This is a genomic window from Lonepinella sp. BR2474, from assembly GCF_051851555.1.
Classification (GTDB): domain Bacteria; phylum Pseudomonadota; class Gammaproteobacteria; order Enterobacterales; family Pasteurellaceae; genus Lonepinella.
In genome coordinates this window covers 43,239-65,661 of sequence record NZ_JBPDVH010000008.1, presented here as the reverse complement: position 1 = coordinate 65,661, position 22,423 = coordinate 43,239, and the positions used below count along the sequence as shown (strand labels likewise).

Here is a 22,423-nt window from a genome sequence, read left to right as displayed (position 1 = left end):
ACGCTAAATTTCAATCCCCAATTCCAACCCCATTTCAATCAAAAAGCGTTGTTCGGTTTTTAAATCCTGTTGTACTAACGGATTGCGTGCCAAATAATCGGGTTCAAAATTTAGTTGCCACAAAGTGCGGTGGGTTTTGAGGAAGATTTTTTCGGTTTGTTCCGTGGCTTGGCGTGAGCGGTTAAGCAGAATGGCCAAACGCAATAAACGGATTAACGCCAACACATCTTGTGGTGTGTAACGAGAAAATTGTGCAACATCATCTAAATGAAAACCATTGATTTGCAAACGCACGAGCGTGGCAAGCAAACGTTGTTGTTCTTTGTCGAAACCGGGCAATTCCATATGGGTGAGAATATAGGCGGAATGTTTTTGCATATTTTTATGATTAATTACAATGCCCACTTCATGCAACAACGCCGCCCATAATAAGATTTCTTGCATTTCGTCGGCAAATTCACTGGCTTGCCAATCGTGAAATTGTTGGGCTAATTGCACCGCCGTTTTGCTTACTCGTTCCGCTTGAATGCGGTCAAGATTAAATTGTTCCGCCAAGGATTCGGCGGTACGTTGGCGGATATTTTTTACTTGGAAATTTTTATCCAAACTGTACATCACGCCCTCACGTAAGGCACCGTCAGAATAACGCATTTGTTCAATTTGATAAGTGTCGAATACCGCACTTAAAATAGCTAACCCTGGCACAAACACATCAGCACGTTCTTCGTTTAAGCCGGCCAATTTTAAATTATCAAAGTGCGTGGCTTTTAGTGTCCGTTCAATCAGAAAATCTAACCGACCGGCGGTGATAATGCCGTCTGGATCCAAGGTGGCCGTGATCACCTGATGAACGGTTTTAATGGTACCAGATGAACCAAGGACATATTGCCAACCTAATTGTTGATAAGGTTGAGCGAGATCCTGAATACGACTTAGGGCCGCTTGGCGAGCATGTTCAAAATTTTCCACGTTGATTTCACCATTAGGAAAAAATTGTTTGGCAAAACTCACACAGCCCATATTGCGGCTCTCGGCTACCATGGGGTCAAAATCTTCGCCAATAATCATTTCCGTGGAACCGCCGCCAATATCAATCACCAGTTTACGACCACTTTCAGGCTGGGTATGCGATACGCCAGCGTAAATCATTTTGGCCTCATCTTGGCCTGAAATAATATCAATCGGGTAAGGAAACACCTGTTTGGCTTGGCGTAAAAATTCCGCATTATTCACCGCACTTCGTAGCGTATAGGTACCAACTACGTTGACATTTTCCGCCGGAAAACCTTGCAAGCGTTCGGCAAATAAAGCGAGACAATTCACCCCACGAGTAATTGCCTCTTGATCCAATATACCGTTTTGATCTAACCCTTTGGCGAGCTGGACCTTTTGTTTTAAGCGTGACAAAATTTGGATGGAACCATTGACGATCCGTGCCACGATCATGTGGAAACTGTTGGAGCCTAAATCAATGGCGGCAATTTCTTTGACTTGATGTCGCTGGCCTTTTGACAGTGCGGTGGCTTGGGTGATTAAATTAATATTATTCATAAATCCATCATAAAAAAGTTAAAATTCAAATTCGTACAATACATCAAAGGCTTGATTCACGCCTGACACGGATTGCAAGAAAAATTGTGGGAATAAACGGTAACGCAAGGTGACTTCAGCCAAACCGTCAAAGAGTCCCACGCCGTATTTAATTTTTAGCCGTGGGGTAATATTACCACTGACCACGACTTTTGAGCTATCGCCCACTCCAGAGGTGCCGAGATTTAAATCTTGAATGCCAAAGGCCTCACCAATACCGCCGACCAGTTTACCGCTTTTGGCTAAGCCCATGCCGAGCAAGGCCGCACCAACAGAACCGCTTGAACCGGCATCACCGCTATTTTCTAGTGAACGACCAGTGAGAATATAAGACAAGGCTTGATCCTGTGGTAAACTTGGTTCGGAAAAGACCTCAACCGTTGGGGAATCAGCAATCCCTGTCACTTTTACGCCTGCGGTGACTTTGCTATCTTCCATGGCCTCAGGATTACGGATGGCCTCGATATTTAACAACGGTTGTGATGGTAAACCAGAAAAGCTAATTTGCCCTTTACGAATCACCAAATCTTGCCCAAAGGAGGCATAGCGTCCATTTTTCAGATCCACTTGTCCGTATAAACCTAACTGTCCTTTGTCTTGCTTAACGGATAATTTACCCTCTAAATTACTGTCTAAGCCGTAGGCTTTGACATTGACATCCTTGCCAATATTAATCTCTAAATCTGACGTAATCAACATCCCTGATTCCGTGGTGGCGGCCATTTGACGAGATGTTAACACGTCGCCATTTTTCAGTGGATTCGCACTGTCTAAAATCACTTCATCACTGCTGACCGATACCGCACTGTCTGGCAAACTTTCCACCGCAATTCTGGCCCATGGAATATCCACATTACCACTTAAGGCTAATAATTTCGGATTGGCTTTCACGGTCACGTTCGGACTCACTCGCACTTTGGCCATGGACGGAATATTCACCAAGAATTTATCCGCTTGGGCATGCACTTGAGCGTTCCATTGTTCAAGGGTTTTCCAATCTGCCTCACCATCGATATTTAAACGGCTGTCGGCGGTTTGAATATCGCCTTGTAGCGTAGAACGGTTGCCCAAGAAATTTAACGCCACGGCACCGCCAGTGATTTCCACTGGAGAAGATTTGAGTTTGGCTTTTAACTGATTAATATTAAAGGCACCATTTAACAGCGGTGCATTTAAATCCCCTACAAAGGTTAAATTTGACGTAATGCCACCTGAAATTCTTTCACTACTTGATAGTAATTGGTTCGCCAAATTCAGATTCACGCCGTCAATCTTCAAGGCACCGGATAATTTGCGTGCTTTGACAATATCTTTAATGTTCACATCTGCATTAATGCGGCCGTTATTTTGAATCTGAATATCGGATTTCACTGCCAAATTATCATTATCTAATTGAGCGTTTAACGCTAATTTGGGAATCGCTAATTTAAAGGTGCGGTAGTCTATTTTTTGTGCCACCGCCACGCCGTCGCCATTGATGGTGACATCAAGTTTAAGCGGTTTATTTTCATTCCATGCAAAGGTGCCAGCACTGCGTAAGGTGCCTTGTAATAAGCCATTTTGCTCGGCTAATTTATTGACCAAGGCTAAATTTAACCGTTTTAATTCAAAAGGAATTTCCCCATTTTTGCCGGCTTTAAAGGATTGCGGAAAACACAAATCAATGTCCGTGTGTTTCCAACAGTGGCTCGAAATGGTGGCGAGCGTTTGTTTATTATCAAAACTAATATCAATATTTTGGCTATTTTTTACTTCACCGATAGGCGAATTTACCGCAACTTGGCTTAAAGTGCCTTTCCACACTTGCGAACTGCGGTCAAAACTGCCAGATAAATTTAAGCCACCGGCTACCGGTTCGCCACTGGAGCGTAATTGTAATTGGTGAGATTTTTCATTGCCTGATGCGGTTAATTTCGCTTGATTCAATTTTATCTCGCCTTGGCTTAATCCGCTTAATTCCACATTTAAATCGCCTTGAATTTGTTGCTCCGTGCTGACGTTACCTTTGGCTGTCACTTTGGTAATTTTTAACTGTTGGAATTGAATGTTACTGCCCACTAAATCGAGATCTAAATTCGGTTCGGTGATTTTGCCTTTAATATGGGCTTTGCCTATTAACGCTGCGGATAAATCAGGCAACAGCCCTTTTAAGTTGGGAGCGTTAATGTCTAACGCAAAATCTGATTGTTCGGTTAATTTACCCTTGGCCACAATGTGGTTCACGCCATAATTTAAGCTAATTTGTGACGTGTTTAACAAGACTTGATTATCTGACGTCAAACTGCCTTTTAGGCTGAGTGGATTTTTCGACAGCGAACCTTGAATATTTAATTCAGGTACGGCGATTGCCCATTGATTGCCTTTCACTTGTCCTGAATGCGTGAGTTTACCGGATAACACCGCAGGGAATGCAGACAAATAAGCACCCAGATTAATTTTGCTTAAATCCGTATTCGCTTGCCATTCCACGCCGTCTTGCCAGTTTAATTTTCCGCCCAAAGCGAGTGAACCGTCTAACGCATTGACCTGTAATTTCTCAATGTCCGTGCGTGAAATGCCACCGCTGGCTTGTAACGCCAGATCCGTTGACGGTGCGGACATGCCTTTGACTTGGCCAGTTAACGCTAACTGATAATCAAGCAAATTACCGCTCACATTTAGCGTAGTATTTTGCACCTTAAGCGGATCGCTTGTTTGGCTAAACGGATAATCAAATTCAGCCATGTTTAAAGTGAGATTTAACGGTGTTTTTTCCTGATTAAGTTGGACATCCGCATTGAATGTCGCCTTGGCGACACCTTGCGTGGTCAGAGAAAGTGCGGTGGTCTTTTTCAGATTTCCACTGACGGACAGATCCACCACGGATTTTGGCAATAAAATCTCATCGCCTTGTTTAAAGGTATCCAAATCAGAATGCAAGGTTAAATTCAGTGGCATGTCTTGATCCAACTGCATATTGCCTTGTGCTTGGATATTGCCGACTGAACTGTCAATGTGTAACGTTTGTAATGCCACATTTGAGCCAGTGGCATCCGCTTGCACTTGCACCTTTGGCACATCAATTTGTTGCACCAATTTGCCATCAGTGAATTGTTGATATTGCCAGTTTTTGCCTGAAATATCAGGAACGTGCATATCAAACGGCAAAATAATTTCATTCAGATTCGCCAATAATGCAGGGGTTAAACTTTGCTCGATTTGTTGCCAGTTGATGGGTTCGCTTGGGCTTTTTTCTGCTTGAATCTGGGCTTGTTTGTTTTTTTCTGCTTGCTCTTTGGTATTGTTCGTCAGAATATAGGCAACGTCATTAATCTGTGTCGGTTCAAGGGTTAAACCATTTTCATTGTTTAAAAACACCGCACTTTTGAATTTGCCAAGATGAATCTGATTATGATCAATGCCTAACGCCAGATTATCCACTTCCACATTTTTCACGGCGACCGAAACTGGCAAAGTGATTCGCCGCATTTCACTTTGTTCTTTTTCTTCTTCCGGTTCAGACGGTGGCAATTTACTGGTATCAATCTGAATGGCCGGCTGTTGCAGATGTAAATTCTCAATGCAAATATCCGCTTTTAGTAAGCAACCAAAATCAAATTTGAGTTCGGCCTGAGCAATATTGGTAGCCACGCCGGCGGATTGAAATTCCACATTTTTTAACACTAAGCCATTCTGCAATTTGCCTTGCACTTCGCCAATGGTTAAACCATCTACATATTTGTCCGCTAAACCGACTGCCCATTGGGTGCCACTTTCGGTGCCCATAATGCCAGCCACGCCCACGCCAGCTAAGCCAGTGATACCGGCAAGCACGCCAGTCGCCACCAAACTGCGGTGTAAAATTTTGCTTTTTTTGCCCTTTGTGGTTGGGCTAGATTGCGGTGTATTTTCTGGTTGTTTAACTGAGTCTGTCATCCTTAAATCTCCGCCCCTAATCCTATGTAAAATTGAATATTTTTGCTATCGTCCTTATCTCGTACTGGCGTTGCAATATCAAATTTAATGGCACCCACTGGCGATGCCCAACGTACGCCCATACCGGCACCGTAACGCAATTCATCAGTATGATAAGAACTGGCGGCTAAACCTGCATCATAAAATGTCGCAACCCACCAACTTGGATAGACTTGATATTGATATTCAACGGAACCGGTGGCTAAACGTGATGCACCAATTAACTTACCATTGCTGTCTTTTGGCGAAATTTTCTTATATCCATAGCCACGCACACTGCGATCGCCCCCGGCAAAGAAACGCATAGACGGTGGCATGCGGTGGAAGTCATCGGCGTGTAACCAACCAAGATCCAAACGTCCCACCACACGATGATTTTCCGCAAAGGTTTTAATCACCGCACCGGAGGCACGTAAACTGACAAAATTCACATCGGATAGCCAAATCTTCTGCCCGACATCTGCGGTTAAACTGAATGTGTGAGCCCAAGTGGGGAAAATACCGCCCTCTAAATATTTATGGCTCACGCTTGCGGTGGGATACAGCAAAAAGGTTTTATCTTCCACATCGGCTTGGGTAAATTTATCGTAGCGAGATCGCACCCCAAGGGAATATTGCCAACCGTCAGGATAGTCCCAATAACGCAATCCCCCTACCGTAATAGCGGTAGATTTGGTGTCAGTACTGCTGTCATTTTCGTTTTCAATCCCTGCACTAAATTGATAATATTCGTACAACGGATTTTTCAACAACGGCATTTTATACGACATCTCAATGGTTTGTTTAGGCGAAGATACGTAGAAATTGGAGCTAAAACTATGCCCACGGTTATTAATCCAAGGTTTTTTCCAACCTAACTGCAAACGTGGCCCCACATCGGAAGAATAACCAATCCCCACTTCCATGGAATTTTTCTTTTTCGGGTACATTAACACGTCAAAATCCACGGTTTTGCTGTCTTCATTTAAGGTCGGTTTCATTAGCACCGATTGAAACCAACCTGTTGATGTGTAATCATTATTGGTTTTCAGCACATCCGTTAATAAATAAGGATCGCCTTGTTGTAAAGTTAAAATATGACGTAAATAATCTTCACGGATCTGTGAATTTTGGAAACGAAACTCGCCATAACGATAACGTTCACCGCTTTCAAACAGTAAACGCCACCACGCCTGATAAGTGGATGGCATGACTTCCAAGCGATGAACAGAAAAATCCGCATCAAAATAGCCACGTTGAACTGCTAATTTTTGCACCGCACTTTTGTAATCATCATAGGTTTCGTGATTGACAATATCGCCTTTTTTCGGCACATCTTTATTTAACGCTAGAAAGGCGTCATCCGTGGCAGCCGCACCTTTCATCTGGACATCCGCTTGTTCAATGCGTACCGGTTTGCCAAGCTCCACATTGGCAATCAGCTCTTTTCCGTTCGGTGATAGGGTGAAATGGAGTTGAAAATCGTAATAACCCAACACACGCAACCCTTTATACAAGGCGGTGCGGATTAATTCTTGATGACGCACTGAACCATCAGATTCATCCGCATCAATCTCATCAAGATAAATTTGTGCATTCTCTTTTAATTTTTCATCTTGAATGCCTTGCAAACGTACCTTGACCTTTGGCGTTACCGTTTTTTGCTCGCTATCTTGCGACGTAGGTGCTGACGGATCACGTTGCTCAGCCAACGTCATCATGGGATAACCCACAACATAACTCAATATCAACCAAGGCAGTAACTGCTTGCTAACTTTCATCTCATTCAACCTATAAACACATTAATCTTTGGGGCTGTTGATGTCTTGGTTTGCCAATTTGCTAGTGCTTAATTTTAGCCAAATCAAGGCGGAAAATCTGCCGTTTAGTCATTCTAAACAAAGGTTTTCCAACGTAGAGTTGGCTAAAATTAAGCCTAGCCCTTCGGGTTGTGGCTAAAATCGCCACATCCTGCGTCATAAAACTTGTAAAGGGAATAAACCATTCACTGCGTTTTATTCCTTGCCTGTGGCGATTTTAGCCGACAACAAATTGGTAAACCAAGACATCAACAGCCCCCTATACTTAGTTTACATTTCAATGAGATAGTTCGCAATTATTGAATGTGATTTATTCGGTTAAAATTGATGATTTAATCACATTAAATTCAGTAGGCAATGCTTGATCACACACGAATATATCAAACTGTTGCAAATTTCCCACATAGGCCTGTTGTACCTTGTTAATTTTAGATGAATCAAACACCAATATGGATTGTTGGGTTTTTGCCATGGCTTTGTGTTTGGTTTTGGCTTCATCCACATTAAAACAGGTCACGCCCTGTTTCACATCCACGCCTGCCGCCGAAATAAAGGCTTTGGTGGTGCAAATGGCATCCAGTTCGGTATTGAGCTGAATCGGCGTTAAAAAAGAATTGTGTCTAGAATAATGCCCACCGCACAAAATCACGTGGCAATTCGGCTTTTCTTGCAACACCAAAAAGCTATTAATGGAACAACAAAGTGCGGTGAATTTTATCGAAGAATTGATTTGAGATGCAATGAAAGGAATGGTGGAACCACAATCAAAAAACACCACATCCCCATCTTGCACTAGCTCCGCCGCCAATTTCCCTACCTGCATTTTTTCCGCAATATGCTTGGTTTCTTGCTCAAAAATCAAATAGTTATTCTCATTGGATTTCTGCGGATCTTTAACAATATAGCCCCCTAACAACACCACCGAGCCTGTATTGGTACTCAAATCACGGCGAATGGTCATCTCCGACACATTCAGCATATCCGCCGCATCTCGCAAATGGATTTTGTCCATCTGTTTCAGTAAAAATTCCAGTTTCTGAATACGGGATTGTACTTTTTTATCCATAACAGGCTCGCTTGACATTAGGTTAGAGTGGGGGGAATTAATATCCCCCTTGATTATCTTGCAAACCGCTAATAATTGCAATCCCTGCACTGGCACCAATACGGGTCGCCCCTGCGTTAATCATCGCCATCGCCGTTTCCGTATCACGCACCCCGCCTGACGCTTTCACGCCTAATTTCTCGCCCACGGTTTGACGCATTAACGCAATATCTTCCACCGTCGCACCGCCTTTGTTAAAGCCAGTGGATGTTTTCACAAAACCCACGTTCAAATCACGGCAAATTTCGCACGCCTTAACAATTTCATCTTTCGTCAACAAACAGGTTTCCAAAATCACTTTCAAGGTTTTACCCTTGCACGCCGCAAGCACCGCTTGAATATCCGCTTGCACCGCATCCCACTTGCCCGATTTAATCCAACCCACATTGATCACCATATCAATTTCTTCCGCTCCAGCAACAATCGCTTGTTCCGCTTCAAAGGCTTTCACCGCCGACAAATTCGCCCCCAATGGAAAACCCACCACTGTGCAAATTTTCACATCCGATCCAGCCAACTGTTGTTTCGCCAACGGAATGTAACCCGAATTGATACACACCGAACAAAAATGATGCGCTAGGGCTTCTTGGCAAAGTTGAATAATATCTTTTTCCGTTTTTTCAGCGGTTAAAGCGGTATGATCGATAAATTTCGCTAATTCATTTGGTTTCATAATAATGTCCTTTTTTGTTTGGTTTTTGTGATTATTTTAACTTTTTTCTATTTTACAGTAAAAATTTTTTAAATCTGTGATCTTTGTCACAAAATTAACATTTTATTTGATTTATACTTTATTTTGTCATGTTTGTTAGAATTATAACATAATACACAAGGAGAAATGTATGAATATTTTCACTGAAGCCCCTGATCTTCCAGTCACTAAAAGCAAGGAAGACATCGACAAAACCTACCGTTATTGGCGGTTGCATTTGATGATCGTGAGTTATATTGGTTATGCGGTATTTTATTTCACGCGTAAAGGGTTTAATTTTGTTATGCCAGCAATGCTCGCTGATCTCGGGTTGCAAAAAGCGGATATTGGCGTGATGGGGACGGCGTTTTATTTGACGTATGGGGTGTCAAAATTCCTGTCTGGCGTGTTGGGTGACCGCTCCAATCCACGTTATTTTATGGGCATTGGCTTAATGGCAACAGGGATTGTGAATATTTTGTTTGGTATGAGTTCATCCATCTTTATGTTTGTCACCCTTTGGATGATTAATGCGTTCTTCCAAGGTTGGGGCTGGCCGCCTTGTTCTAAAATTCTCAATACGTGGTATTCTCGCAATGAACGTGGGCTTTGGTGGGCGATTTGGAATACGTCACACAATGTGGGCGGTGCGTTGATTCCGATTTTAGCGGGGGCGATTACGCTGTCCCTTGGTTGGCGGTATGGAATGATGATTCCTGGTGCCATTGCGGTGGTGATTGGTTTAGGGCTTTGTTTCTTATTGCGTGACCGTCCTGCGTCAATGGGCTTGCCAACGGTGGGCGAATGGAGAAATGATATGGCGGAAAAAGCCCACGAAAGCGAAGGTGTCGGCTTATCTACGTGGGAAATTTTAAAACAATATGTGTTCAAAAATAGCATTATTTGGGCGTTAGCCATTTCTTACGGCTTGGTTTACATTATCCGTACAGGGATCAACGACTGGGGTAATTTATATTTAACTGAAACCCACGGCTATAACTTGTTGCAAGCCAACTCGGTGATTTCGTTTTTTGAAATTGGCGGATTTTTAGGGGCGTTGTTTGCGGGTTGGGGATCTGATAAATTCTTTAAAGGCAACCGCACCCAAATGAACATTATTTATGTAGTGGGCATTATCTCTGTCGCTCTTGCCTTGTGGTTGGTGCCAACAGACAGCAGCATTTTAATGTCCGCTTTGTTCTTCTTAATGGGATTCTTTATCTTCGGGCCACAATTCTTAATTGCGATGGCGGCGGCGGAAAATTCCCATAAATACGCATCAGGGGCATCCACAGGTTTTGTGAGTTTATTTGCCTATATTGGAGCATCCATTGCGGGCTTGCCGTTATCGTTGATTATTGAGAAATTTAAATGGAACGGTTTCTTTAGCACATTGTTTATGATTTCATTGGCGTGTGTGGTGTTGTTGGTAATGGTTTATTTGTTGCAACAACGCCGTAATGCGGTGAGAAATTAAGACTATTTTGCTATTCGACATTCGGAAGTGCGGTGAAATTTACTGCACTTCTTGCTTATTTTTGTGATCTCTATTCCAAAAAATAGATTATACAGTATTTTACTGTTCAAATAACTATTATAATATGTTCTCGTCATAGGTAAGACAGGATTAGAAAAATGAGTGACATTAAATTATTTGAAAACAGCCAAATTCGTTCTATTTGGGATGCTGAAAAAGAAGAATGGTTTTTTAGTATCGTGGATGTAGTGCAGGCGTTGACGGAAAGCCCCAACCCCCGAGATTATTGGTATCGTGTTAAAAAACGGATGTCTGATGAAGAAAAATCTGAGTTGTCGACATTTTGTCGACAACTGAAATTTAGAGCTTTAGATGGTAAGCTATATAAAACTGATGCTGCAGATATGACAGGTATTTTCCGTATTATTCAATCCATTCCTAGTCCCAAAGCAGAACCGTTTAAAATGTGGTTAGCCGAGGTGGGGAAAGAGCGAATTGATGAAATTATTGATCCAGAATTGACCATTGATCGAGCATTACAAACTTATCTGCAAAAAGGTTATTCAAGAGAATGGATTAATCAGCGTTTGCAAGCCATTCAGGTGCGTAAAGAATTAACTGATGCTTGGCAAGATCATGGCGTGAAAGTGGGGCGAGAGTTTGCGATGCTCACTAACGAGATTACTCGAGCTTGGTCGGGTATGACAACGAGAGAATATAAGCATTTCAAAGGGTTAAAAAAAGAAAATTTACGTGATAATATGTCAACCACAGAGCTTGTATTGAATATGTTAGCAGAGGCGGCAACCAAAGATATTACTCAAATCACCCATCCTGATGGTTTTGAAGAAAATAAGGCCGTTGCACAACGTGGTGGAAATGTGGCTAAGGTTGCTCGAGAAAGTTTGGAAAAAGAAACGGGAACACCAGTTATTACGCAACAAAATTCCATTGATTTTGCTCAATTAATTGGTTATGTTTCGAGTGAAGTTAAGAAAAAATAGTCATGTATTGTTACCAATACAAATAATCACATAATAAAAAGGAGAATAATATGTCAGAAGTATTTCATTTAGGCTTAACGAGAGCCATGTTAAAAGGGGCAAAAGTGGCGATTGTGCCGGGTGATCCTGCTCGTAGTGAGCGTATTGCTAAATTAATGGATAATCCTGAGTTTTTGGCTTCTACCCGAGAATTTACTTCTTGGTTGGGCTATGTAGGTGGACAACCTATTGTAGTTTGTTCCACTGGCATTGGTGGTCCGTCGGTGTCGATTTGTGTAGAAGAACTGGCTCAATTAGGCGTACGTACTTTTTTACGTATTGGCACGACAGGAGCAATTCAGCCACATATTAATGTGGGGGATTTACTGATTACCACAGGTGCAGTGCGTTTAGACGGCGCCAGTGGCCATTTTGCACCGTTGGAATATCCTGCGGTAGCCAATTTTGATTGTACCAATGCCCTTTTTGCCGCAGCGAAAAATCAAGGGGTGCAACCCTATGTGGGGATTACGGCATCGTCTGATACATTCTATCCTGGGCAAGAACGTTATGACACTTTTTCGGGCAAAATCTACCGTCATTTTCGTGGTTCACTCGAACAATGGCAGGAACTCAATGTGATGAATTTTGAAATGGAATCTGCCACATTGTTCACCATGTGCAGTGCGTTAGGGTTACGTGCGGGCATGATCGCTGGCGTGATTGTGAATCGTACCCAACAAGAAATTCCGAATGAAACGACGATTCATAGCACGGAGCAAAAAGCTGTTGCAGTCGGGGTGGAGGCTGCAGGCAAATTGGCATTGGATTATGTGTAACGCATTGAGTTTATGAGAAATGTTGAAAGTGCGGTGTTTTTCACCGCACTTTCATAGCTTAGATCGACAACTTCGGCTTACTCACCATAATCTCAATCACCTGACGGTCAGTATATTGCATACTGCGTGATGCAATATTACACAGATTATCAATGGAACGGTCAATGGAATGTTCAACAATGCCTTCATTGCCCGTCACTTGGGTGTTATCCAACGCCATTAAGACAGATTTATAGCCTGAACTCACGCTAGTAGACACTTTCATGGCACAGCTATTCGCCGCACCGTCACAAATAATACCACTGATGTCACCAATCATACTGCTAATCGCCATGCTAATGGTTTCAAATTTCCCCGTCAGCAACCAAGCCACCCCCGCACAACTGCCCATTGCAGCCGTGGTCGCTGCACATAAAGCGGATAGTTTCGGTAGTTTGCTGTGAATATAAATCGCCATTAAATGGGATAAAAATAACGCTCGAATTCGTTGTTCATGGCTGGCTTTCAAATGGCGAGCCACGACTACAACTGGCATAGTGGCGGCAATGCCTTGATTGCCTGAACCAGAATTACTCATGGCCGGTAGGTTTGCGCCACCCATACGGGCATCGGATGCGGCTGTGGTTTCAATAATAATTCGATTCATTAAATCATCACTTAATAAGCCTTTACCGATTTGATGTTGCAAAGTTCGCCCAATATGTAAGCCATATTCTTGGCGTAAGCCTTCTTGTGAAAGTGCCGAATTCAGTTTTTCCGCATCATCAATAAAGGCTATTTTTTCCAATGCCACATTCATGGAAAAATCAAAAATATCCTGTGCGGAAAGGGCGGCAAAAATATCATTTAAGCTGTCGGTTTCTGCTGCACAAGGTTTAGAAAAAATCACCTTGCCATTTTTAGCAATGTAAATAATGTTGGTATGATGTGCAGCAATGCGGACGCACACCTGATCTTCACCATAAAATAAACAGGCTTCGGAATATAAAATATGCTCAGTGTCAAAAATAGACACTTCAACCCGATTTTCTGCCAGTAAATTTTTGGCTTGGGCGACCTGTTCGGGAGTAATACCTTTTAACACTTCTAAGCCCGCATTAGGATCACCACCAATCGCCCCAATCGCTGCTGCCATGGGTAAACCCAATGTGCCAGTACCGGGGACAGTGACGCCCATACCGTTTTTCATTAAATTCGCAGATACTTTGGCATCAATACGTTCAGGCAAATAGCCTAAATGATAACGAGCCACCGCCGATGCTAAGGCTAAGGAAATCGGTTCAGTACAGCCGAGGGCAGGGACGACTTCATTTCTTACGGTGTCTAAGATCAAGTTTTCAGTCATCTTGTCATTAATTTTCATTTATATCCTTTAAAAATAATTCGCTGTCTATATAATTAAAATTCAGCAGTACGGCTGAACGTCATTTTTTCCTTTGTGATCGGATGATGAATCGTCAAACTTTCCGCATGCAAACACAACCTTGGCGACATGGCTTTGGCTTGTGGGTGGGCATAAAATTTATCGCCTAAAATCGGGTGTCCCAACGCCAACATGTGTAAACGTAATTGATGTGAACGTCCTGTAATCGGGGTGAGTTTGACTCTTGTGCTGTTATTCGGCAAACGTTCCAACACCTCAAATTCCGTCACGGCACGCTTGCCATAGACAAAATCGATCCGTTGCCGTGGGCGGTTTTCCCAGTCGCAAATTAAGGGTAAATTCACCGCACCTTTGTCGGCTTTCACATGTCCCCAAACTAAGGCTTGATAATGTTTTTCCGTTTCTCGTTCCCGAAATTGGCGTTTGAGTTCGCTGTCGGCGAGCTTGCTCATGGCGAACAATAAAATGCCACTGGTTGCCATATCCAAGCGGTGAGCAGGTTCGCAAAAGCCGTATTTATCTTTAATGCGACTCATGGCACTGTCACGATATTGCGGTTGGCTACCCGAGACGGAAAGCAAGCCGCTGGGTTTGTTGACGACCATAATATGATTGTCATGATAAACAATATCAAGCCAAGGTTCGGTGGGGGGATTGTAGTCAATTAATGCCATAATGGGGTACTCAAAAAATCAGAATGGCGTATTTTAGCATAATTTAGGCTTGATTTTCTGTTTGTCTATACTATGATTGTTCTATTCATTGATCCGTCTTTTTATAAATATGGTTGAAATTCAAAATCTTAGTTTTTCCTTTGAACAGCAAGTGATTTTTCATGGCTTAGATTTTTCCTTACCTGAGCAGCAATGGACAGCCTTGCTCGGGGCATCGGGTATCGGAAAATCTACATTATTGCGTTTAATTGCTGGCTTGGAGAAACATTATCAAGGTCATATTTTGCTGAAACCCAAGGCAAAATTAGCGTGGTTAGCTCAACAAGATAGCCTGTTTCCTTGGCTTTCTGTGTTGGATAATGTGCAGTTGCAAGTGCATTTACAAAGTAAAACCAACGCACAAACGATTGTCAAAGCCGAGCAATTATTGCAAGCGGTGAATATGTTGGAACATAAAAACAAGCCTTGTTATCAGCTTTCGGGCGGACAACGGCAACGGGTGGCATTGGCAAGAACCTTGATGTTGGAGGCGGATTTAATTTTAATGGATGAACCTTTTTCAGCGTTGGATGCAGTGACAAGATTACAACTACAACAGCTTTCACGAGAATTATTAAAAGACAAAACCGTGCTATTAATTACCCATGATCCACAAGAGGCCTTACGCTTGGCAGATCGGATTTTTGTATTGAAAAAGCAACCTGCTCAACTGTCTGATCCTATTATTCCCGACAGCCCTGCCCCGAGATTTTCTCAAAATCAAGCCTTGTGGCAGTTGGAGCAACGCCTGTTTAGCGAATTACTTGGGGAGGTGGCATAATGCACAACGCAATGAAAACACTGATAAAATCCTTGGGACTGTGTTTAAGCCTTGCCCTGCTTTGGCAGTTAGTCATTTATCTCTTTGATTTACCGCATTATTTATTACCCACACCGTTAGACGTTGGTAACAAAGCCATTGAGCGAGCGGATCTGCTTTGGGAACACGCTCAAATCACAGGCATTGAAATTTTATTAGGGTTGGCGTTGGGCTTAATTTTAGGGCTAATGTCTGCCTTATTGTTGGCATTATCTAAATGGCTCAGTCGCTTGTTATTGCCCTTATTATTAATTTCCCAAGCCATTCCCGTATTTGCCATTGCACCGCTGTTGGTGGTGTGGTTCGGTTATGGCATGGCATCAAAAATCGCCATGACGGTGCTGATTATTTATTTCCCCGTAACCGCCTCTTGCTATGACGGTTTACGCAACACCCCTAAATCTTGGTTAGAACTGGCTCAAACCATGCAAATTTCCCCACAAGCTATGTTGTTTAAAGTCCGCTTACCTGCGGCGTTACCCTCTTTGGCTTCGGGTTTACGCATTGCGGTCACCATTGCCCCTATTGGGGCAGTGATTGGTGAATGGGTCGGTTCTTCGCAAGGTTTGGGGTATTTAATGATGCACGCCAACGCGCGTATGCAGGTCGATTTAATGTTTGCAGCCTTGTTGGTGTTGTTAATCATCACGCTCTGCTTGTATTTTTTGGCAGATAAATTGTTAAACCGCTGGCTCCCTTGGGTCAGTCATTTACGTTAATCTGGAGAACTTTATGAAAAAAATTACCCAATTTTTCACCGCACTTTTGGCAAGTTTTGCGTTAGTTTGCCAAGCTCAAGCCAATGAGAAAATCAGCTTATTGCTCGATTGGTTTATCAATCCCGACCACGCCAATATTGTGGTAGCACAACAAAAAGGCTTTTTTGCCAAGCAGGGGTTAGAAGTAGAAATTATTGAGCCAACCGATCCCTCAATGCCACCGAAATTGGTTGCCGCAGGCAAAGGCGATATTGCGGTCAACTATCAACCGCAACTGTTAATGCAAGTGGATGAGGGTTTACCGCTGGTGCGAGTGGGGACGATTGTCGGCACACCATTAAATTCATTAACTGTATTAGAAAGTAGTAAGATCAACAAGTTAGAAGATCTAAAAGGCAAAAAAATCGGCTTTTCGGTGAGCGGTTTTGAGGATTCCTTGCTAGAAAAAATGCTCTCGGATGTCGGTTTGCACAAGCAGGATGTGGAATTAATTAATGTCAACTGGGCATTATCGCAATCCTTGTTGAGTAAACAAGTGGATGCGGTGATTGGCACGTTGCGTAATTTTGAACCGCACGAATTGAACCTTGAGGGGCATCAAGCTAAATTATTTTACCCTGAACAATACGGCGTGCCGAGCTATGAAGAACTGATTTTTGTAGTACAAGCGGGTAAACAAAACGATGCTAAAATTGCTAAATTTTTAACCGCACTTGAACAAGCCACCGCTTATATTAAACAAAATCCAACGCAAGCATGGCAAGATTTCGTCAGCTATAAACCGAAAGAATTAGACAACGAACTTAACCGCCGTGCGTGGAAAGACACCATTCCGTTGTTAAGTGATAATGTCCGCAAACTGGACAAAGATCTTTATCAACAAGTGGCACAGTTTATGCTAGATAGCAAACTGATTAAGACCCTGCCAGCCTTAGACCGTTATGCGGTGGAAGTGGGGCAGTAATTTACGTTGTACAGCCCTCATCATGAGTGATGAGGGTTCTTTTATTAGGATGAAGAATGAAAAAAACTCGCCAATTTTACACCGCACTTTTTAGCCTGACTTTCGCATTATCGGCACAGGCGAATGAAAAATTAACCATGTTAATTGACTGGTTTGTCAATCCCGTGCATGCCGATATTGTGATTGCCAAACAAAAAGGCTTTTTTGACCAACAAGGGTTGGATGTGGAGATTATTGAACCTACTGATCCGTCCATGCCACCGAAATTAGTGGCAGCAGGGCAGGCGGATATTTCCATGGATTTTCAACCGCAGTTGGTGATGCACGTTGATCAAGGGTTGCCCTTGGTGCGTATTGGCACAATGGTGGCGACACCGTTTACCTCTTTAGTGGTGTTAAAAGAAAGTGGTATCAACAGTTTAGCTGATCTGAAAGGTAAAAAAATTGGCTATTCGGTCAGTGGTTTTGAAGATACGATTTTAAGCAGCATGCTGGAATCCGCTGGGCTGTTTTTAAAAGACGTGCAATTAATCAATGTGAACTTTGCGTTATCGCAGTCGCTGTTAAGCAAACAGGTGGATGCGGTAATCGGTGCCTATCGCAATTTTGAATTACACGAACTGGCTTTGGAGGGACACCCAGCCCAAGCCTTTTTCCCTGAACAAAATGGCGTGCCATCTTTTGAAGAACTCACCTTAGTGGTAAAAAAAGGGCGAGAAACCGATCCGAAAATTGCTAAATTTCTCACCGCACTTGAACAGGCGACGGCCTATATGAAACAAAATCCCGAACAAGCCTGGCAAGATTTTGTGAGCTATAAACCGAAAGAATTGGATAACGAACTAAACCGTTTAGCGTGGAATGATACCTATCCTGCTTTTGCGGACAATCCTCGTGAATTGAACAAAGATCGCTATAATAAGGTGGCGGAATTTATGTTGCAAAAAGGGTTAATTAAAACCTTGCCAGCCTTAGAAAGTTACACGACCGAAGTACCACGTTAAGATAAAAAATGAGCCTTAAGGCTCATTTTTTTATTGACTCACCATCACCCTCAAACTATCCAATCGCCAGTGAGCTTGTTGTAAATGCTGTAATGATTGTTGGCGCATTGCCTCTAAGCTGTTAATTTCATCTTGGCGAATATTCGGGTTGACGGCTTTTAATGCGGTTAAGCGTTCTAGTTCTTCGCTTAATTGTTTATCTGCCAACTGTTTGGCTTGCGTAATAATTTGTTTAGACTCAAGCATCATCAAGTTTTCTCCAGCCTTGAGCATTTGTTCTAAATTGGGGCGAACCATTTTCACCATTTTGTTTGCCATGGTTTTGTCCATCGGTTTAAGCTGTTTTTCAAGATGTTCGAATGTCACATTGGGAGCGAGATTATTGCCTTTGCTATCTAACAATAAGCGTACAGGTGTGGGTGGTAAAAAACGGTTTAGCTGCAAGCCTTTTGGCGCTTGGCTTTCCACTACGTAAATACATTCTAATAATAATGTCCCCGTTGGCAATTTTTTATTGCTTAACAAGCAAGTTGCCGTTTTGCCGATGTCGTTAGACAAGACTAAGTCAATGCCGTTGCGTAATATGGGGTGATCCCAACTGAGAAATTCGACATCTTCACGTGCTAAGGCAACATCTCGGCTAAATGTTACCGTGATACCGTCTTCTTTTAAGCCAGGGAAATCAGGCACTAACATTGTGCCAGTGGGCGTAATGACAATGGATTGTTCGCCTAAGTCTTCTTGTTCTACACCAATAATGTCAAATAAATTTAAGGTGAAATTGACTAATTCAGGGTTGTTGTCTTGCTCGGCAATTTGATTTGCTAACTGTTGAGCCTGAATACCACCGTTGGAATTTAATTCCAGTAAGCGATCTCGTCCATTTTCGAGTTCGTCTTTTAGTTTGGCACGTTGTTTCGCTGTTTCTTTGATAAAATCGGCAAAACCATCAAGTGCGGAAGGATGTTGCAAAAAATGTTGTAATTTTTCACCGCACTTTTCAAATAACATTGCCCCCATTGGGCAGGTTTGTTCAAAGGCATTTAAGCCTTGATGATACCAATCAGCTAACAAGGCTTGTGGCGTTTGAGCAAAACAAGGGACATGAATTTGAATTGCTTTAGTTTGCCCGATTCGGTCTAAACGCCCGATACATTGTTCTAATAAATCAGGATTACTTGGCAAGTTAAACAGCACTAAATGTTGCGCAAATTGGAAATTTCGCCCTTCTGAACCGATACTTGAACTGAGTAATACTTGAGCACCTTGTTCTTGATCCGCAAAGTAAGCGGCGGCTCGATCTCGTTCAATAATCGACATATTTTGATGAAATACCGCACTACGAATCCCTTCTTTTTCTCGCAAGGCTTGCTCTAACTGAATCGCAGTTTGAGCTAGTTGGCAAATTACTAACACTTTCTTCGTGCGGTGATTTTTTAAGAACGTGACCAACCAATCAAAACGGGGATCAAATTCGTACCATTTAGCATTGTCATTTATTTTCTGAAACAGCTGTTCTGGATAAAATAAACCCTGATCAACATTTTCACCGAGAGAACGCATCACTTTCATGGTATTTTGATATTGCTTAGGTAATTCAAGGGTGATCTGATGATAAATCCGTTGCGGAAAGCCTTTTACGCCTGATCTGGTATTACGAAATAACAATCGACTGGTACCATGACGGTCGATCAGATGACGAATGAGTTCTTGTCGAACGCTGGCTTTTTCTGGTTCGTTATGGCTCTCTAATACCTTAAATTGTGGCTCAATATCTTGTTCGGATAACAGATCAGAAATGGCATTTTTTTGCACCGCACTTAACGATTTTTCTGTCAGTAAAGTTTGTACTGCCTTGGCAACAGGTTGATAATTTTGCTGTTCTTGTAAGAACGCATGGTAATCATAAAAACGGTCATTATCTAATAAGCGTAAGCGGGCGAAATGCCCTTGTTGTCCGAGTTGTTCAGGCGTGGCAGTGAGGAGTAATACAGACGGAATTTGTTGAGCTAAGGTTTCTACTAACTGATATGCTGTACTTGGATTTTCTGGTGACCATTGTAAATGATGTGCTTCATCTACAATCAACATATCAAATTGGCTTGCAATTAACTGTTGCATTCGTTTTGGGTTTGCCACCAACCAATCAATGGAACAAATAATACGGTTTTCCGCATCAAAAGGATTTCGCTCTTGTTCATCTTCGGTTGCGGAAAAATCGCCAGCACGTTCTTCATCAAATAGCGAAAAATGCAAGTTAAAACGGCGTAGCATTTCCACTAGCCATTGATGTTGCAAAGTTTCTGGCAGCAGGATTAATACTCGATCGGCACGTTCGGCAAAAATTTGTTGTTGTAAAATCATGCCAGCTTCAATGGTTTTACCTAACCCAACTTCATCCGCTAACAATACTCGTGGTGCAATACGTTGACCTACTTCTTTGGCAATATGCAGTTGGTGGGGAATTAAGCCTGCTCGGATACCACATAGCCCACGTAAAGGAGATTGAAATTGTGCCTGTTGATGTTGTAAAGCACGATAACGCAAGGCAAAGCGATCCGAGCGATCGATTTGTCCTGCGAATAATTTATCTTGTGGTTGACTAAAACTGATATGACTGGCGAGTTCCATTTCTTTGATCACCATTTCTTCGCCATTATCTAAATGTTGGACTAAATACAGGGCAATGTCATTATTCATCATCGTATCCACGATTTTTGCCTGCCAGCCTTGTTGATGTGTGATGTGATCGTGCTTTTTGAAGATCACACGGGTTAAAGGGGCAGTGGCAATGGCATAAATTCGGGTTTCTTGTGCGGCTGGGAAAGAAATCGTGATACTGCGGTGATTAAGTTCGGTGATGATGCCTAAACCGAGATCGTTCTCACTTTCGCTGATCCAACGTTGACCGATAGCAAATGACATAATAGGGGGACACTCTTGTTATGATAAATTGGGGGCGTATTTTAGCAAAAATGAGCAAAAATAAAATTGAAATTTATGTATTAAATATTTTCCATCGCATCAATTTAGTCATTTAATGGGCGCTATTTTGTAATTTATCCTTGACTTCATGAAAGTGCGGTGCAAAAATCCTTATGTTTTTACTAATATAAAGGAACGTATTATGAATTATGTCAATGCAATCAAAAAAGAATTCTTCGGTGGCTGGAATGCGATTGAGACACTCTGGATTGTGGTTTTTGTCGGGGCGCAAATTTGGGCGTATGTACAAGAGCCAGATTCACCACTGGGCATGATCTCAGGTATTGCGGGATTGTTATGTGTTATTTTCGTCAGTAAAGGAAAAATCAGTAACTACTTCTTCGGGCTTATTTTTGCTTATACTTATTTTTATGTAGCTTGGGGCAATAATTTTATCGGTGAAATGAATACCACGCTATATGTGTATATCCCAGCCCAATTTATTGGTTATTTTATGTGGAAAGCCAACATGCAAAATGACCAACAGGGAAATGAGGAAGTGATTGCGAAAGCCTTAACCCCAATAGGTTGGCTGATTTTATTAGCCAGTATTGCGGTGGGATCCTATTTCTTTATTCAAGCAGTGAATGCCGCTGGGGGTAGTTCCGCATCGCTTGATGGTACCACCACGGTTATTACCTTTGCTGCACAATTATTGATGATTTTGCGTTATCGTGAGCAATGGGCGTTGTGGATTGTGTTAAATGTTCTCTCTATTGTGTTATGGGCAGAAACCCCAGCGATGTATATTATGTATAGCGGTTATTTATTGAACTCCATTTATGGGTATTACAACTGGACGAAATTAGTTAAGAAAGAAGCCTGATTGGCTATTCTCGAAAATAATAGAAAAAAGCACCGCACTTTTATGGTTGAACCATACAGTGCGGTTGAATATTGGTGAATGTTTATCCATCTCGAAAGACTAAGCTAAGGCTGTATCAATCACAGCAATTACCTCATCTGTGGTTTGGCAATCAAGTAATTTTTTTAAATCTACTCCAGTTTCGCTATTAGGATCTTTATCTTCTAGCACTTGGGTGATTTCCATAATACCTTGCATATGTTGAGTGGAATCGCTACCCGCAAGGGTAATCAGTACATTGACAGGTTCATCTCTACCATCAAACACTACAGGGGTAGTTAAAGTGACCAATGCAAAAGCGGTTTTAATTACGCCTTCTTCAGGGCGAGCATGTGGCATGGCGAGACCAGGAGAAAGAATAATATAAGGTCCGATTTCTTTTACCTTGGCAATAATATTGTCATAATAACGAGGTTCAATGGCTCCTGAGGCAATTAATAAATCGGTACCAATTTTAATTGCATCTTCCCAAGTGTTAGCGATTTGATTTAATTTAATCGAATTATTGGCAATAAGAGATTCTTTTAACAT

The 22,423-nt window shown here is 42.3% G+C and carries 17 protein-coding genes; 8 read left to right on the top strand and 9 right to left on the bottom strand.

Going from position 1 to position 22,423, the window contains the following annotated elements; all coding sequences use genetic code 11:
* Nucleotides 1–3 precede the first annotated feature (3 nt).
* The 5 genes from ppx to deoC form a co-directional block, all read right to left on the bottom strand.
* Complete coding sequence (gene ppx, locus ACTG7Q_RS09450; RefSeq protein ID WP_439243185.1) at nucleotides 4–1,551, bottom strand: exopolyphosphatase; 1,548 nt, start codon at nucleotides 1,549–1,551, stop codon at nucleotides 4–6.
* An 18-nt stretch (nucleotides 1,552–1,569) separates the two neighbouring features.
* Nucleotides 1,570–5,505, bottom strand: a complete 3,936-nt coding sequence (gene tamB / locus ACTG7Q_RS09445; protein WP_439243183.1) for an autotransporter assembly complex protein TamB — start codon at nucleotides 5,503–5,505, stop codon at nucleotides 1,570–1,572.
* 2 nt (nucleotides 5,506–5,507) lie between these two features.
* Entirely contained in the window at nucleotides 5,508–7,241 is a 1,734-nt protein-coding gene (tamA, locus tag ACTG7Q_RS09440; RefSeq protein ID WP_439243292.1) for an autotransporter assembly complex protein TamA, read from the bottom strand.
* 412 nt (nucleotides 7,242–7,653) lie between these two features.
* Nucleotides 7,654–8,409 carry a DNA-binding transcriptional repressor DeoR gene (deoR, locus tag ACTG7Q_RS09435; protein WP_439243181.1) on the bottom strand — a complete coding sequence of 252 codons (756 nt, stop codon included), beginning with the start codon at nucleotides 8,407–8,409 and terminating at the stop codon, nucleotides 7,654–7,656.
* A gap of 37 nt (nucleotides 8,410–8,446) precedes the next feature.
* The gene (gene deoC / locus ACTG7Q_RS09430) at nucleotides 8,447–9,121 is read right to left on the bottom strand and encodes a deoxyribose-phosphate aldolase (RefSeq protein WP_439243180.1); all 675 of its coding nucleotides are present in this window, start codon (nucleotides 9,119–9,121) and stop codon (nucleotides 8,447–8,449) included.
* Between the two features lie 169 nt (nucleotides 9,122–9,290).
* Here deoC and uhpC point away from each other — a divergent pair, with 169 nt between their 5' ends.
* The 3 genes from uhpC (at nucleotide 9,291) to udp (ending at nucleotide 12,438) form a co-directional block, all read left to right on the top strand.
* Nucleotides 9,291–10,616, top strand: coding sequence for an MFS transporter family glucose-6-phosphate receptor UhpC (uhpC, locus tag ACTG7Q_RS09425; protein WP_439243178.1), 1,326 nt, complete (start codon nucleotides 9,291–9,293; stop codon nucleotides 10,614–10,616).
* Between the two features lie 158 nt (nucleotides 10,617–10,774).
* Nucleotides 10,775–11,620, top strand: coding sequence for a BRO family protein (locus tag ACTG7Q_RS09420; protein ID WP_439243176.1), 846 nt, complete (start codon nucleotides 10,775–10,777; stop codon nucleotides 11,618–11,620).
* Nucleotides 11,621–11,670: 50 nt separating this feature from the next.
* Nucleotides 11,671–12,438, top strand: a complete 768-nt coding sequence (gene udp, locus ACTG7Q_RS09415) for a uridine phosphorylase (RefSeq protein ID WP_439243174.1) — start codon at nucleotides 11,671–11,673, stop codon at nucleotides 12,436–12,438.
* A gap of 58 nt (nucleotides 12,439–12,496) precedes the next feature.
* Here the strand turns inward: udp and ACTG7Q_RS09410 are convergent, their stop codons facing one another.
* Both ACTG7Q_RS09410 and rluA read right to left on the bottom strand, forming a co-directional pair.
* Complete coding sequence (locus ACTG7Q_RS09410) at nucleotides 12,497–13,801, bottom strand: L-cysteine desulfidase family protein (protein WP_439243172.1); 1,305 nt, start codon at nucleotides 13,799–13,801, stop codon at nucleotides 12,497–12,499.
* Between the two features lie 35 nt (nucleotides 13,802–13,836).
* Nucleotides 13,837–14,496: a bifunctional tRNA pseudouridine(32) synthase/23S rRNA pseudouridine(746) synthase RluA gene (gene rluA / locus ACTG7Q_RS09405; protein WP_439243170.1), complete on the bottom strand. Its 660-nt coding sequence runs from the start codon at nucleotides 14,494–14,496 to the stop codon at nucleotides 13,837–13,839.
* 109 nt (nucleotides 14,497–14,605) lie between these two features.
* Between rluA and ACTG7Q_RS09400 the strand changes: the two genes are divergently transcribed.
* Genes ACTG7Q_RS09400 through ACTG7Q_RS09385 form a run of 4 tightly spaced genes read left to right on the top strand, consistent with a single transcriptional unit; the run spans nucleotide 14,606 to nucleotide 18,042 of the window.
* Nucleotides 14,606–15,316 carry an ABC transporter ATP-binding protein gene (locus tag ACTG7Q_RS09400; RefSeq protein ID WP_439243168.1) on the top strand — a complete coding sequence of 237 codons (711 nt, stop codon included), beginning with the start codon at nucleotides 14,606–14,608 and terminating at the stop codon, nucleotides 15,314–15,316.
* A gap of 11 nt (nucleotides 15,317–15,327) precedes the next feature.
* A complete protein-coding gene (locus ACTG7Q_RS09395; protein ID WP_439243166.1) occupies nucleotides 15,328–16,074 on the top strand; it encodes an ABC transporter permease in 747 nt (248 codons plus the stop codon).
* 13 nt (nucleotides 16,075–16,087) lie between these two features.
* Nucleotides 16,088–17,038 carry an ABC transporter substrate-binding protein gene (locus tag ACTG7Q_RS09390; protein WP_439243164.1) on the top strand — a complete coding sequence of 317 codons (951 nt, stop codon included), beginning with the start codon at nucleotides 16,088–16,090 and terminating at the stop codon, nucleotides 17,036–17,038.
* A 56-nt stretch (nucleotides 17,039–17,094) separates the two neighbouring features.
* Nucleotides 17,095–18,042 carry an ABC transporter substrate-binding protein gene (locus ACTG7Q_RS09385; RefSeq protein ID WP_439243162.1) on the top strand — a complete coding sequence of 316 codons (948 nt, stop codon included), beginning with the start codon at nucleotides 17,095–17,097 and terminating at the stop codon, nucleotides 18,040–18,042.
* 30 nt (nucleotides 18,043–18,072) lie between these two features.
* Here the strand turns inward: ACTG7Q_RS09385 and rapA are convergent, their stop codons facing one another.
* On the bottom strand, nucleotides 18,073–20,967 hold the full coding sequence (gene rapA / locus ACTG7Q_RS09380; RefSeq protein ID WP_439243160.1) for an RNA polymerase-associated protein RapA: 2,895 nt from the start codon (nucleotides 20,965–20,967) through the stop codon (nucleotides 18,073–18,075).
* Between the two features lie 202 nt (nucleotides 20,968–21,169).
* Here rapA and pnuC point away from each other — a divergent pair, with 202 nt between their 5' ends.
* Nucleotides 21,170–21,853 carry a nicotinamide riboside transporter PnuC gene (gene pnuC / locus ACTG7Q_RS09375; RefSeq protein WP_439243158.1) on the top strand — a complete coding sequence of 228 codons (684 nt, stop codon included), beginning with the start codon at nucleotides 21,170–21,172 and terminating at the stop codon, nucleotides 21,851–21,853.
* Between the two features lie 99 nt (nucleotides 21,854–21,952).
* Here pnuC and ACTG7Q_RS09370 read toward each other — a convergent pair whose 3' ends face one another.
* Nucleotides 21,953–22,423 carry a PTS sugar transporter subunit IIA gene (locus ACTG7Q_RS09370; RefSeq protein WP_439243156.1) on the bottom strand — a complete coding sequence of 157 codons (471 nt, stop codon included), beginning with the start codon at nucleotides 22,421–22,423 and terminating at the stop codon, nucleotides 21,953–21,955.